The following is a 13460-nucleotide window of genomic DNA, read 5'->3' as shown; positions in this document are numbered from 1 at the left end:
GTGCTCGTAATGAGCACGTCGACCCGGTGGACCGTCGCGGTGATGGTCATCGTGGTCGCGCTTGGTGTGGCGCTGTGGGCTCAGCTCGGCGACGAACGGACGCCGACCGGGTCGATTGGCGCAGGCCAAACCCGTGAGCACCGCGATGCCGACACCCCGGAGGCGCTCGCTGGGCCGCGGGCGCGCGCCGACCTACCGCCATGTCCGGTCGGCGGCGGGCAGGGGCCCGAGCGGCTGCGTGACATCGATCTCGAATGCGCGGGAGACGGGACGAGGGTCGACGTGGCCAAGGCCGTCGCGGGCCGCCCGACGGTGCTCAATTTGTGGGCCTACTGGTGTGCGCCGTGCGCGCAGGAACTGCCCGCGATGGCCGAATATCAACGCCGCTCCGGGTCCGCTGTCACCGTGTTGACCGTGCACCAGGACGAGAACGAGGAGGCGGCCCTGCTGCGGCTGGCCGAACTCGGTGTCCGGCTTCCCACACTGCAGGACGGGCGCAGGCTCGTCGCCGCCGCCTTGAAGGTGCCCAACGTCATGCCCGCCACCGTGGTGCTGCGTGCGGACGGTAGCGTTGCCCAGGTCCTGCCGAGGTCGTTTGCAAGCGCCGATGAGATCGCCGCGGCGGTGGACCCCGAGTTAGGAGTACCGGCGTGAGTTGGGGCACTGCTGCGGATGAACTGAACCCCCTCAACCCGCACGCCGCGCCGTCCTGGCTCAAGCCGCTGACCGACAATTGCACCGACGTCAAGCGGGCGTACCGCAGGCGAGTGCCACCCGAGGTGATGGCGCTGGTGACCGCCGCCAACACCAAGGCCGCGATCACCGGGGAGAAGCGCGACGCCGCGGTGCTGGTGCTGTTCTCCGGTCCCGCCGAATCGCCGTCCGGAGGCTTGCCCGACGACGCCGACCTGTTGGTAACCGTGCGTGCTTCGACCCTGCGCCACCACGCGGGCCAGGCCGCATTCCCGGGAGGAGCGGCCGATCCCGGCGACGCGGGGCCGGTGCACACGGCGCTGCGCGAGGCCAACGAGGAAACCGGTATCGACACCAGCCGACTGCAGCCGCTGTGCACGCTGGAGCGGATGTACATCCCGCCGTCAGGTTTCCATGTCGTGCCGGTCTTGGCGTACTCACAGGATCCGGGGCCGGTGGCCGTGGTCGATGAGCGCGAGACCGCGATCGTTGCGAGGGTGCCGGTGCGGGCATTCATCAACCCGGAGAACCGAATCATGGTGTACCGCAAGGAAAACACCCGCCGATTCGCAGGTCCGGCATTTCTGCTGAACGAGATGCTGGTGTGGGGTTTCACCGGCCAGGTGATCTCGGCGATGCTCGATGTCGCGGGCTGGGCCAAACCGTGGGACACCCACGATGTGCGGGAACTCGAGGACGCAATGGCGCTCGTCGGGCACGAAGGCAGCTACGGTGAAGCTCAACAATGACATCGTCACAGTGGCTCGACCTCGCCGTGCTCGCGATCGCGTTCGTGGCCGCCATCTCCGGATGGCGCTCGGGCGCGCTTGGCTCATTGCTGTCGTTCGTCGGCGTGGTGCTGGGCGCGGTTGCGGGAGTCTTGCTGGCACCGCACATCGTGTCGCACATCAGCGGTCCCCGCAGCAAGCTGTTCGTGACGTTGTTTCTGATCCTCGCGCTCGTGGTGATCGGTGAGATCGCCGGAGTGGTGTTGGGGCGCGCGGTGCGCGGCGCGCTGCGCAACCGCGCACTGCGCACTGTCGACTCGATCATCGGCGTTGGCCTGCAGCTTGTCGCTGTGTTGGTCGCCGCCTGGATGCTGGCCACCCCGCTGACGTCGTCGGATCAGCCGAACCTGGCGGCCGCTGTGCGCGGTTCCAAGGTGCTGGCCCAAGTGGACGAGGTGGCGCCCAGTTGGCTGAAGTCGGTGCCGACGCGGCTGTCGGCGTTGCTCGACACGTCCGGGCTGCCCGATGTGCTGTCCGAATACGGCCGCACCCCGATCATCGCGGTCGACGCGCCGGACGCCGCGCTGGCCAGCGACACCGTGGTGGCCGCCAGCAGGCCCAGCGTGGTCAAGATCCGCGGCGTGGCACCAAGCTGCCAAAAAGTGTTGGAGGGCACCGGTTTCGTGGTCGGACCGAATCGGGTGATGTCCAACGCTCACGTGGTGGCAGGCTCCGACAGCGTCACAGTCGAGGTGGACGGCCAGACCTATGACGCAGGCGTGGTGTCCTACGATCCCGAAGCCGACATCTCGATTCTCGACGTGCCGAATCTGCCGTCAGCGCCGCTGCAGTTCGCCGAGGGTTCGGCGCCGACGGGCACCGACGCGATCGTGATGGGCTATCCCGGCGGGGGCGATTTCGTCGCGACCCCGGCCCGGGTTCGCGAGATCATCGAACTGAACGGCCCGGACATCTACCGCTCGGCGACCGTGACCCGCGAGGTGTACACCATCAGAGGTACTGTGCGGCAAGGCAATTCGGGTGGTCCGATGATCAACCGCTCCGGCCAGGTGCTTGGCGTGGTGTTCGGTGCGGCCGTTGACGACGCGGACACCGGCTTCGTGCTGACCGCCAAAGAGGTGTCGCGTCAGATGGCCAAGATCGGCAACACCCAGCGGGTCCCGACGGGCACCTGCGTCGGCGGTTAGCCGTACACCTGCTTGAAGAACCTCGACAGCTGCTCGTTGACCAGTTCGGGCGCCTCCTCGTGACCGAAATGCCCTGCGCCCGCGAGCGATACGTAGCGGCCGCGCGGTGCGTAGTGCTGCGTCCGGTAGACCGGATCGGCGAGCACGTAGGGATCCGCGTCGCCGCGCAAATGCAGCACCGGCACGGCCAGTGACCGCTTCATCGAGCGCATGAACCGTCGGCCTTCGCCGCGAAGTTGGCTGCGCACCGCCCAGCGCTGATACTCCAGCGCCGAGTGCGCGGCCGACGGTATCTGGATGGCCCGCCGCATATGCCCGATCGTCTCGGAAAAGTCTTCGGAGGCAAGCCATTTGCCGCTGGCGCGACTGCGCACCAGGCGCTCCAGCTCGTCGGCGTTGTTGCGTGTCAGAGAACGTTCGGGCCACATCGGCACCTGATAGCGCAGCATCGACGGCAGTAGCGCCCGTCCCTGGTCCCGCCGGGTCAGCGTAGACGTCCGCAGCGCGACGGGATGCGGCGAGCTGACCACGGCGATCGCCCTCACCATCCGTGGGTGCAGCACCGAGGTGGCCCAGCAGACCAGTCCACCGTCGGCATGCCCGACCAGCGTCGCCCGTTTGTGGCCGAGCGCCCGCACCAGGCCCGCGGTGTCGCCTGCCAGCGTCCAACCGTCGTATCCGCGTGGCGGTTTGTCGCTGCCGCCGTAGCCCCGCAGGTCGACCGCGACCACTCGGGCACCGGACAGCCCGCGCAACTGGTGGCGCCACGACCACCAGAACGAACCGAAGCCGTGCAACAGGATCACCAGTGGCCGGTCCGCGAGCGAAGTCGACGTGGCGGCCTGCCCCGACTCCGCCTCCACCACATGGAAGCGAATCCCGTTGGCGTGCACCTCGAGATGCCGCCACGGACCGTCGATGCGAACTACCGACGGGTCGGGTGGGGCCATTACCAGCCTGACGGATCGGTCTGCGCGCCGGGGCCTTCGCCGTTAGGCGATGCCGTGATGGCTTTGTCCTTGTCGTGACCGGGGGTGAGCGCCTCGCGGGTCTCCTTGACCGATTCGATCGTTTTCTGCGGCCCACGGATGCGTCGCACCTTGAGATATCCCAGCAAGGCCAGCCCACCGGTGACCACCAGCATCAGCGCGAAGACGATCAGGAACGCCACCCACCGCCACAGCCAGGTGTCGAGCAACTCGGCGAGGAAGAAAAAGAAAAAGAAGGTCGAGTAGAACAGCACGACAAGGGCGAGGATGAAGTAGACGCTGCCGGTGAGGCCTTTTTTGACGTCGCGGGTGATCTCCGCCTTGGCCAGTTCGACTTCGGCTCGTACCAGCGTGGATACCTGAGCCGTCGCATCCTTGACCAGGTCACCGATCGACGGGTTCTCCTTGGGTGCGTGCGGGTCGACCAGCGGTATCGACGTCACGGTCGTCGGCACGCCATCCCTGCGATCACTCACGGAAACACTTCCTCCCCGGCATCCGGTGTCAGTCGCGTTCATGTTGCCACGTGGCGTCCACGGAAACGATCCGGGCCGAAGATAGACTGGCCACGTTGAACGGTCAGGCGGCACAGGGATGGGAGTTCGATACTTGAGGTCCAGCGTCCGCTGCCTGGCGATCTCGGCGGTGATCGCCGCGCTGTGTGGGCTGGTGGCGCCGTTTGCTCACGCCGACGCGCCGGTGCCGCTCGGAGGCGGCTCGGGCATCGTCATCGAAGGCGACACGTTCTGCACGCTCACCGCCATCGGCAATGACAATCGCGGCAACCTTGTCGGCTTCACGTCCGCACACTGCGGCGGGCCTGGCGAGCGGGTGTCGGCTGAAGGGGCCGAGGCCGCCGGCGTGCTGGGCACGATGGTGGCAGGCAATGACGCGCTCGACTACGCGGTGATCCAGTTCGACCCGCAGAAGGTGCAGCCGGTCAACAATGTCAACGGTTTTCAGATCGACGGGCTCGGCCCGGATCCGGTGTTCGGCGACGTCGCGTGCAAACTCGGTCGGACAACAGGCTATTCGTGCGGGGTGACGTGGGGGCCGGGCGAGCAGCCCGGCACGATCGTCAATCAGGTGTGCGGTCAGCCCGGCGACTCCGGTGCTCCGGTCACCGTCAACAACCGTCTCGTCGGCATGATCCACGGCGCTTTCAGCGAGGACCTGCCGACATGCGTCGTCAAATACATCCCGTTGCACACTCCAGCGGTCACCATGTCGTTCAACACGCAGCTGGCCGACATCACAGCCAAGAACCGACCGGGTACGGGTTTCGTCCCGGTCGGCGCCGCGGCAGCCTAGCTACTTACCCGCCCGAATCGCTTCGAACACGCTGGGGTCCACCAGCGTTGAGGTGTCGCCGAGTTCGCGGCCTTCGGCCACATCGCGAAGCAGTCGCCGCATGATCTTTCCGCTGCGCGTCTTCGGCAGCTCGGGGACGACGTGGATCTCGCGGGGCCGCGCGATCTTGCCGATCTCCTTGGCCACCTGGTTGCGTAGCTCCTCGACCATGTTGTCGTTGTCCTTGGCGTGCGCCTCGAGGATGACGAACGCGCAGATGCCTTGTCCGGTGGTCTCATCGCTGGCGCCGACGACCGCAGCTTCGGCGACCCCGGAATGCCCGACCAACGCCGATTCCACTTCCGTGGTGGAGATGCGGTGACCCGAAACATTCATCACGTCGTCGATACGGCCGAGCAGCCAGATCGACCCGTCGTTGTCGACGCGCGCTCCGTCGCCTGCGAAGTACCAACCCTTGTCGGCATACCGTGACCAGTACGTCTGCTTATACCGCTCCGGGTCGCCCCAGATGCCGCGCAGCATCGACGGCCACGGCTGATCGAGCACCAGGTAGCCGGTGACGTGTTCGGCTTCATCAGCACCGGGCACCAACTCGTTGCCCTCTTCGTCGACGATCTTGGCCGAGACACCGGGCAGCGGCTTCATCGCCGAACCGGGCTTGGCTGCGGTCACACCGGGCAGAGGCGAAATCATGATGGCTCCGGTTTCGGTCTGCCACCAGGTGTCGACGACCGGAGTCTTGTTGCCGCCGAACACATCCCGGTACCAGCGCCACGCCTCGGGGTTGATCGGCTCACCCACACTGCCCAGCAGTCGCAGGCTTGACAGGTCATGGGCGTCGGGGATCTCGCGACCCCACTTCATGAACATCCGGATCAACGTGGGTGCGGTGTAATAGATGGTGACGCCGTACTTTTCGATGATCTCGAAGTGGCGATGCTCGTTCGGCGAGTTCGGGGTGCCCTCGTAGACGACCTGAGTGCACCCGTTCGAAAGGGGGCCATAGACGATGTAGGTGTGGCCGGTGACCCAGCCGATATCCGCTGTGCACCAGTACACGTCGGTCTCCGGCTTGATATCGAACACGTTGTGGTGCGTGTAGGACGACTGGGTCAGGTACCCGCCGGAGGTGTGCATGATGCCCTTGGGCTTGCCGGTGGTGCCCGATGTGTAGAGCAGGAACAACGGATGCTCGGAGTCGAAAGCCTCAGGGGTGTGCTTGTCCGATGCCTTCTCGACGGTCTCGTGCCACCACAGGTCGCGCCCGTCCGTCCACGGCGTGTCAATTTCAGTGCGCCGCACCACAAGAACATGCTCGACCGACTTTTGACCTTCGCAAGCCTCGTCGACCGACTCCTTCAGCGACACTGCCTGCCCACGTCTGTACTGACCGTCGGACGTGATCACCAGCTTGGCTTCGGCATCCTCGATGCGGGCCGCCAGCGCCGCCGACGAGAAGCCGGCGAACACCACCGAATGCAGCACTCCGAGGCGTGCGCACGCCAGCATCGCCACGATCGCTTCCGGCAGCATCGGCATGTAAATCGCGACCCGATCGCCCGCGACGACTCCGAGTTCGGTCAGCGTGTTGGCGGCCTTGCTCACCTCGGCGAGCAGGTCGGCATACGTCAGTTCGCGGCTGTCGCCGGGCTCGCCCTCCCAGCGGATCGCCACCCGATCACCATTGCCCGCCTCGACATGCCGGTCGACACAGTTGTAGGCGACGTTGAGCTTGCCGCCGACGAACCACTTCGCGACGGGGGCGCCGGACCAATCCAGCACCTCGTCGAACGGTGTGGCCCACGCCAACCGGTTGGCCTGCGCCGCCCAGAACCCCAGACGGTCCTGTTCTGCGTCGCGGTACATCTCCTCAGAGGCATTGGCCTCGGCGGCGAATTCGGGTGCTGGCGGGTAGACGGACTGGACTTCGGTCTGCGCGTCGGACATATCTGTGAGCCTAGTCACCCGGACGTTGCATCGACGTTGGGTCGCGCCACACGGCGCACAATGACCGCATGGGCGTCATGTCAGGCATGTCCAGGGTGGCGGGGACGTTCCGGATGAGCGATGAGGCATGGAAGCGCCACGCCAACCCGTGGAGCGTTTGGACCCGTTTCGCGGCCATCCCGTTGATGATCCTGGCCGTCTGGGGTCGGGTATGGCTGGGCTGGTGGTGCCTGGTGCCCGTCGCCGCGGTGATCGCGTGGCTCTGGCTGAACCCGCATGTCTTCGCTCCGGTCGAGGCGCCGACGACATGGGCGGCCAAGGGCATCTACGGCGAAAAGTTGTGGCTGCAGGACCGCGACCGGGTGCCGCCCGATCAGCTCACGGTGCTGCGCCTGCTGGCACCCATCGCCGCCGCGGGATTCATCCTGTTGGTCTACGGCCTCGTCGTGCTGGAGGTGTGGCCGACGGTTTTCGGCGCCACGTTGATCGTTCTCGGTCAGCTGTGGCGGATCGACCGGCTGGTCGTTTTCTACGAGGGCACGCAGTAGCCTGTGCTGCCGTGACCGATCCGCTGGCCCCGTTGGCCGAGTTGCCCGGTGTGGCTGCGGCGGGCGACGAAGCCCGGGAGGCACTCGGCCGGGCGCACCGCCATCGCGTGAATCTGCGGGGATGGCCTGCGACGGCCGCGGAGGCCGCGCTGCGGGCGGCCCGGGCGTCGTCGGTGCTCGACGGGGGCGCACTGCAGTTCTCGAAGGACGTCGAGCCAGACCCGGTACTGGCAGGCGCGCTGAGGGTCTCGGAGGCGCTGGAGGGTGGAGCGACCTCGTTGGTCGGCGTGTGGCAGCGCGCCCCTCTGCAAGCCATCGCCCGATTGCACGCATTGGCAGCAGCCGATTTGGCCGCCGAGGACCGGCTCGGCAGGCCCCGCGGCGGCGACGAGGTCGGCCGCCGGCTGGCGTTGCTGGCGGACATCGTCACGGGCGGGACGAAGGTGCCTGCCACCGTGCTCGCTGCCGTGGTGCACGGAGAATTGCTGACGCTGGCGCCGTTCGGCACAGCCGACGGCGTGGTGGCGCGCGCCGTGTCCCGGCTGGTGACAATCGCGAGCGGACTGGACCCGCACGGCCTAGGCGTTCCCGAAATGTATTGGATGCAGCGCTCCGGCGACTATCGGGCCGCGGCGCGTGGCTTCGCATCGGGCACGCCGGATGGTCTGGCGGCGTGGCTGGTGTTGAGCGCCGAGGCCTTACACGCAGGCGCCAGGGAAGCGTTGACGATCGCGAAGGCGCAGGGCTGACTTCACGGTCTCAGCAACGCGAAGCGGGCGACGCTCCGAACTGATTCGGCTCGCCGCCCGCTAACACGGACTCCGGTTACCAAGCGTGCTTTGTGGGTTGCGTGGGTGGCCTCGGCGTCCTCGCGATGCGCTACGACTGCAACCCCACCCAAAGGGCCGTCGTGGCCGTCCGCTCTTCGCAATCACGCAGGCCCGCAACACTTTTACCTATTCCGCGGTATGTGCTCCGCGTGGGTGCCGGGATCCGTGCTGGGATGCCGGGTTTGGGAGGTCGAGCCTTCTCTTCCGGCTCGGTCTTGGCCGCCCCAGGCTTCCGTGCTTCCTTTGTACTCCGTGACTGTCGTCACATCAAGGCCCAATTGATCGGTGTCTCGCGATCGTAACCGGGGTCTCAGCTACCACACGAAGTGTCGCGTCAGAAAGCGAAACGACGCAGTAGCGAGTACGTCAGCGCGCCAGCGGCCAAGGCGCTCACACCGACCGCTGCGGTGGTGGCGACGGCAGCGCCGGACGGCGCGGGAATGCGGTCGCGAAGCGACACCGGTTTGGAGAAGGTGACCACCGGCCAACCGCGCGCCCCGGCTTCTTTGCGCAATGCGCGATCGGGGTTCACCACGCATGCGTGTCCGACGGTGGTGAGCATCGGCAGATCGGTGATCGAATCGGAGTAGGCGTAGCAGTGTTCGAGCGCGTAGCCCTCACGGGCGGCGAGCTGTCGAATGGCCTCCACCTTGCCTTCGCCGTAGCAATAGAAGGCGATCTCCCCGGTGTAACGGCCGTCCTCGACGACCATGCGGGTGGCCATCGCGTGGGTGGCGCCCAGCGCTCGCGCGATCGGCGCGACGATCTCCTCGCCGGAGGCGGACACCACGACGACGTCGCGACCGCAGATCTTGTGGTCGGCGATCAACTCGGCGGCCTCCGCGAACACGAGCGGGTCGACGATGTCGTGCAGCGTCTCGTTGACGATCGATTTCACCTGTTCGACGTCCCATCCGGCGCACATATTGGTGATGTACGACCGCATTCGGTCCATTTGGTCGTGGTCCGCGCCCGACATCAGGAACAGGAACTGGGCGTAAGTCGACTTCAGAACTGCGCGCCGATTGATTAGCCCTTGATCGAAGAAAGGTTTGCTGAAGGCCAGTGTGCTGGATTTGGCGATGACCGTCTTATCAAGATCGAAGAACGCGGCCGTCCGAATGGGTTTGCCAGCCGCCGGTGTTGCTTGTGACGTACTCGCCGCGTCGGCCGCCGGTTCGGATGCGGTCACACCGCCAGCATAGGGTGCGGTGCGTGACAAGAGGCGACAGAGTGTACAAACTGGCAGTTCACGACACCTGCCGGTAACTGCAGCCTTTCCTGCTGTCCGGTGCTTTCTCTGGCAAGCAGCACTTGCGCCCATCCGCAGTGCCGTGTGTATAGTGAGCATTACTCGGCTTATGCCGGGTGTGCATCAGCCCGACCCCCCGGGGCTGATACACGACGACCTCCGCCTCCTCCCCCCCTGGCGGGGGTCGTCCCTTTTTGGGGGGTTCTTCGCAATAGGGACAACGCCTTGGTATCGCGTTAGTTGCGGAATGCGATTTTCACGGGACATACCAACTGGTTTGTCAGGTTGTCCCCAGCCTCGCATCCATCCACAGATGTCCCCCCGCCCGTAGCGGGCTGTCGGACGTCGGCTGCAGCCTGAGGTCATGACCGCAACCGCTGGGATCCTGGCGCTGGTCGGGGACCCGTCTCTGCGAGCCGACGTCGACCGCGTCGCGGCGGCCGTCGGCGTTCCGGTTGTGCACGCCACCGATCCGTCGGGGCGCAACGCGTGGTCGGCCGCCGCGGCGGTGGTGCTGGACGCGTCCGCCGCAGGAAGATGTGCCCACCGCGCATTGCCTCGGCGCGCCAGGGTCGTGTTGATCGTTGGGGCCGAACCTCATTCCGCCGACTTTCAGGCCGCGATCGCTGTGGGCGCACAACAGATCATCACGCTGCCCGTCGAAGACGGTGATCTGATGACTGCCCTGGCCAACGCCGCCGAGGCGTGTCGAGACGGGGCGTGTCACGGCGCGGTCATCGGGGTGATCGCGGGCCGAGGAGGTGCAGGCGCGTCGGTGTTCTCGACCGCGTTGGCGCACGCGGCGGCAGCAGCTTCCGATGCGCTGCTCGTCGATGCGGACCCATGGGGCGGCGGGATTGATCTGGTGTTGGGTTGCGAACGAGATTCGGGTTTGCGTTGGCCGGAGTTGTCGTTGCAGGGCGGCCGGCTCAATTACCCGGCGTTGCGGGAGGCGTTGCCGCACCGACACGGGGTGCGGGTGTTGTCCGGCGGACGGCTTGGGGTCGACATCGACGCGGCGCCGATCAGCGCGGTGCTCGACGCGGGCAGTCGCGGGGGCGCGACGGTGATCTGCGACCTGCCGCGGCGGTCGACCAGCGCGGTTGAGGCGGTGCTCGACGTGGCCGATCTCGTCGTTGTGATCACCCCGGCCGACGTGCGGTCATGCGCTGCCGCAGCGGCAATCGGCCCATGGGTGTCGGCGGCCAATCCCAACGCAGGCGTCGTCGTCAGGGGTCCGTCGCCGGGCGGCCTTTCAGCGCGAGACGTGGCCGAGATTGTCGGGTTGCCGTTGCTGGCCACGATGCGTGCCGAACCAAGGGTGGCCGACGCGCTCGAATGCGGTGGGCTGCGGCTGCGTCGACGGTCCCCACTGGCCGCGGCGGCGCGGCAGGTACTGGCGGTTCTGCATGAGCGCAGGGTGTCGGCGGCATGACTGGCTCGTTGGTCGATCGGGTGCGTGAGCGGCTGGCCGCGGAGTCAGGGCCGCTGCGGCCCGACGTGGTGGCCGCCGCCATCCGTGCGGAGTCCGGCGGGGTGCTCGGCGACAGCGAGGTGCTGAGCAGCCTGCGCGTACTGCAGACCGAGTTGACCGGTGCGGGCATTCTCGAGCCGCTGTTGTGTGCTGACGGCACCACCGATGTGCTGGTCACCGCACCGGACGCAGTGTGGGTCGACGACGGGGACGGTCTGCGCCGCAGCTCGATTCGATTTCCCGACGAAGTCGCCGTGCGCAGGCTCGCGCAGCGCCTCGCGTTGTCGGCAGGCCGGCGTCTCGATGAGGCGCAGCCCTGGGTCGACGGCCAGCTCACGGGTGTCGGCACGGGGCAGTTCAGCGTTCGACTGCACGCGGTGCTGCCACCGATCGCCGCCGCAGGCACCTGTGTTTCGCTGCGGGTGCTGCGCCCGGCCACCCAGGATCTCGACGCGTTGACCCGGGCAGGCGCCATCACGGCCGACGCCCGCGCACTGCTCGAAGACATCATCGCGGCGCGGCTGGCCTTCCTGATCTCCGGCGGGACGGGCGCCGGTAAGACGACGCTGCTGTCCGCCGTGTTGGGCGCCGTCGCGCCGACTGAACGCATCGTCTGCGTGGAGGACGCGGCCGAACTCGCGCCCGCGCATCCGCATCTGGTCAAGCTCGTCGCGCGCGGTGCCAACGTCGAAGGGGTAGGCGAAGTGACGGTCCGTGATCTGGTCAGGCAGGCGTTGCGGATGCGCCCCGATCGGATCGTCGTCGGTGAGGTACGAGGCGCTGAAGTGGTGGACCTGCTGGCCGCGCTCAACACCGGTCACGACGGCGGCGCCGGCACGGTGCACGCCAACAGCCCGTCCGAGGCGCCTGCCCGGCTCGAAGCCCTCGCCGCTGTCGGTGGGCTCGACCGTGCGGCGTTGCACAGCCAACTGGCCGCGGCCGTGCAGGTGGTGCTGCATGTCAGCCGGGCCCCCGGCGGCGTCCGCAAGCTGACCGAGATCGGGGTGCTCCAACGTGGCAGCGACGACCGCGTACGCGTCGTGACGGCGTGGCACCTCGACACCGGGTTCGGGCAGGGCGAAGAGGCATTGGTGTCGTTGCTGCGCGGCAGGGCCGCGCTGTGAGCGTTGCGGCGGTGGCGCTGGCGGCCGCGCTGCTTGTGCTGCCGGGTAAACCTCGCGGCAGGCTCCAAGTTCTCGGCCCACCGGCGCCGCCGCGACGTCGAATACCTGCGCTGCCGGGAGCGGTGGTCGTCGCGGTGGTGTTGGGTGTCGTGCTGCCGATCGGTGTGGTGTCGGCCTGTGCCGTTGTCGGGGTGACGGTATGGCTGCGCAGACGACGCCGCGTCCGGGCTGCCTTCCGCGCCGCCGAATCGCGTGCGCTGCAGGGCGCGCTGGATGCTCTGGTTGCCGAACTGCGCGCCGGCGCGCACCCGGTGGCCGCGTTCGACGTCGCCGCTGCGGAGATCGACGGTTCCGTTGCGAAGTCGTTGCGTGCGGTGGCAGCACGCGCTCGACTCGGTGCCGATGTTGCGGCGGGCCTGCGCAGCGTGTCCGGCCGATCATTGATGCCCGCACACTGGGAACGGTTGGCCGTCTGCTGGCAGCTGGCCCAAGAACACGGCTTATCAATCGCGACGCTCATGCAGACCGGCCAGCGTGACATCGTCGCGCGTGAACGCTTCCGGACCGACGTCGACGCCGGGATGACGGGCGCGCGGACCACCGCTGCGGTCCTCGCGGGGCTGCCCGTGCTTGGGGTCGGCCTCGGCGAGCTGATCGGCGCCGGCCCACTGAGCTTCCTGCTCTCCACCGGCGTGGGCGGCTGGTTGCTGGTCATCGGGGCCACGTTGGCCTGCAGCGGTCTGCTGTGGTCTGATCACATCACGGCGCGGGTGTTGAAATGACTTGGGCTGCATTGCTTTTAGCGGCGGCGTTGGTGGTCGGCGGTGATTCGCGGCCACGGCTGCGGGCGCGAGTCGGCACTGTAGGGCCGGGGCGTCCGGCAGCGGCGCCGCCTGCCGACGATCCACTGGCCACCGCATCCAGTCTCGATGTGTTCGCCGCATGCCTGCGTTCGGGGATGGCGGTGTCGACGGCGGCGTCGGCGACCGCGGCATCGGCGTCCGCGCCGTTGGCGCGCCTGCTCAACCGCGCCGCTGACCTGTTGGCGCTGGGCGCCGACCCCAGTGTGGCGTGGACAGGTGCGGATGGTCCCGGCAGCGACGGCGTTGAGGCACTCATGCGGTTGGCTCGGCGTTCCGCGTCGTCGGGCACGGCGCTCGCGCAGGCTGTCGCGGAACTGGCCGACCAGTCGCGCCACCAGGCGGCGGCCGCGGCGAAGTCCGCCGCCGAGCGGGCCTCGGTGTTGATCGCCGGACCGCTGGGCCTGTGTTATCTGCCCGCGTTCGTGTGCCTGGGCATCGTGCCCGTGGTCGCCGGGTTGGCCGGTGACGTGTTGCGGTCAGGAATTCTGTGATG

The 13460-nt window shown here is 67.6% G+C and carries 14 protein-coding genes; 10 read left to right on the top strand and 4 right to left on the bottom strand.

The features are described from left to right. Nucleotides 1-9: 9 nt before the first annotated feature. From ACGFK1_RS14125 to marP, 3 genes are read left to right on the top strand one after another with little or no spacing between them, the layout of a single operon-like run. The gene (locus ACGFK1_RS14125) at nucleotides 10-654 is read left to right on the top strand and encodes a TlpA family protein disulfide reductase (RefSeq protein ID WP_393429672.1); all 645 of its coding nucleotides are present in this window, start codon (nucleotides 10-12) and stop codon (nucleotides 652-654) included. Beyond that, a complete protein-coding gene (locus ACGFK1_RS14120; protein ID WP_393429669.1) occupies nucleotides 651-1442 on the top strand; it encodes an NUDIX hydrolase in 792 nt (263 codons plus the stop codon). Before ACGFK1_RS14125 ends, ACGFK1_RS14120 begins: the two co-directional genes overlap by 4 nt. Next, nucleotides 1439-2629: an acid resistance serine protease MarP gene (marP, locus tag ACGFK1_RS14115; RefSeq protein WP_393429665.1), complete on the top strand. Its 1191-nt coding sequence runs from the start codon at nucleotides 1439-1441 to the stop codon at nucleotides 2627-2629. Before ACGFK1_RS14120 ends, marP begins: the two co-directional genes overlap by 4 nt. Here marP and ACGFK1_RS14110 read toward each other — a convergent pair. After that, nucleotides 2626-3579 (bottom strand): alpha/beta fold hydrolase, encoded by a 954-nt coding sequence (locus tag ACGFK1_RS14110; protein WP_393429662.1) that lies wholly within the window; start codon nucleotides 3577-3579, stop codon nucleotides 2626-2628. The genes marP and ACGFK1_RS14110 overlap by 4 nt on opposite strands. Then, complete coding sequence (locus ACGFK1_RS14105) at nucleotides 3579-4136, bottom strand: phage holin family protein (RefSeq protein WP_393429659.1); 558 nt, start codon at nucleotides 4134-4136, stop codon at nucleotides 3579-3581. The genes ACGFK1_RS14110 and ACGFK1_RS14105 overlap by 1 nt, the downstream gene beginning before the upstream one ends. A gap of 91 nt (nucleotides 4137-4227) precedes the next feature. On the opposite strand from ACGFK1_RS14105, the gene ACGFK1_RS14100 reads away from it, so the two are divergent. Further along, nucleotides 4228-4929 carry a S1 family peptidase gene (locus ACGFK1_RS14100; protein WP_393429657.1) on the top strand — a complete coding sequence of 234 codons (702 nt, stop codon included), beginning with the start codon at nucleotides 4228-4230 and terminating at the stop codon, nucleotides 4927-4929. On the opposite strand, the gene acs is transcribed toward ACGFK1_RS14100, so the two are convergent. Then, complete coding sequence (acs, locus tag ACGFK1_RS14095) at nucleotides 4930-6876, bottom strand: acetate--CoA ligase (protein ID WP_393429654.1); 1947 nt, start codon at nucleotides 6874-6876, stop codon at nucleotides 4930-4932. A gap of 68 nt (nucleotides 6877-6944) precedes the next feature. Here acs and ACGFK1_RS14090 point away from each other — a divergent pair, with 68 nt between their 5' ends. After that, nucleotides 6945-7424: a DUF6653 family protein gene (locus tag ACGFK1_RS14090; protein ID WP_393429651.1), complete on the top strand. Its 480-nt coding sequence runs from the start codon at nucleotides 6945-6947 to the stop codon at nucleotides 7422-7424. Between the two features lie 11 nt (nucleotides 7425-7435). Further along, the gene (locus tag ACGFK1_RS14085) at nucleotides 7436-8173 is read left to right on the top strand and encodes an oxidoreductase (protein ID WP_393429648.1); all 738 of its coding nucleotides are present in this window, start codon (nucleotides 7436-7438) and stop codon (nucleotides 8171-8173) included. A gap of 415 nt (nucleotides 8174-8588) precedes the next feature. Here the strand turns inward: ACGFK1_RS14085 and ACGFK1_RS14080 are convergent, their stop codons facing one another. Beyond that, nucleotides 8589-9446: an HAD-IB family hydrolase gene (locus ACGFK1_RS14080; RefSeq protein ID WP_393429645.1), complete on the bottom strand. Its 858-nt coding sequence runs from the start codon at nucleotides 9444-9446 to the stop codon at nucleotides 8589-8591. A 424-nt stretch (nucleotides 9447-9870) separates the two neighbouring features. Here ACGFK1_RS14080 and ssd point away from each other — a divergent pair, with 424 nt between their 5' ends. Genes ssd through ACGFK1_RS14060 form a run of 4 tightly spaced genes read left to right on the top strand, consistent with a single transcriptional unit; the run spans nucleotide 9871 to nucleotide 13458 of the window. Continuing rightward, on the top strand, nucleotides 9871-10941 hold the full coding sequence (gene ssd, locus ACGFK1_RS14075) for a septum site-determining protein Ssd (RefSeq protein WP_393429642.1): 1071 nt from the start codon (nucleotides 9871-9873) through the stop codon (nucleotides 10939-10941). After that, a complete protein-coding gene (locus ACGFK1_RS14070) occupies nucleotides 10938-12104 on the top strand; it encodes a TadA family conjugal transfer-associated ATPase (RefSeq protein WP_393429639.1) in 1167 nt (388 codons plus the stop codon). The genes ssd and ACGFK1_RS14070 overlap by 4 nt, the downstream gene beginning before the upstream one ends. Beyond that, complete coding sequence (locus tag ACGFK1_RS14065; protein ID WP_393429636.1) at nucleotides 12101-12886, top strand: type II secretion system F family protein; 786 nt, start codon at nucleotides 12101-12103, stop codon at nucleotides 12884-12886. Before ACGFK1_RS14070 ends, ACGFK1_RS14065 begins: the two co-directional genes overlap by 4 nt. Further along, complete coding sequence (locus tag ACGFK1_RS14060; RefSeq protein WP_393429633.1) at nucleotides 12883-13458, top strand: type II secretion system F family protein; 576 nt, start codon at nucleotides 12883-12885, stop codon at nucleotides 13456-13458. Before ACGFK1_RS14065 ends, ACGFK1_RS14060 begins: the two co-directional genes overlap by 4 nt. Nucleotides 13459-13460 lie beyond the last annotated feature (2 nt).

The sequence above is a fragment of the Mycobacterium sp. NPDC048908 genome (genome assembly GCF_043197955.1).
Lineage (GTDB): Bacteria > Actinomycetota > Actinomycetes > Mycobacteriales > Mycobacteriaceae > Mycobacterium.
This window is presented reverse-complemented; position numbering and strand designations above follow the sequence as displayed.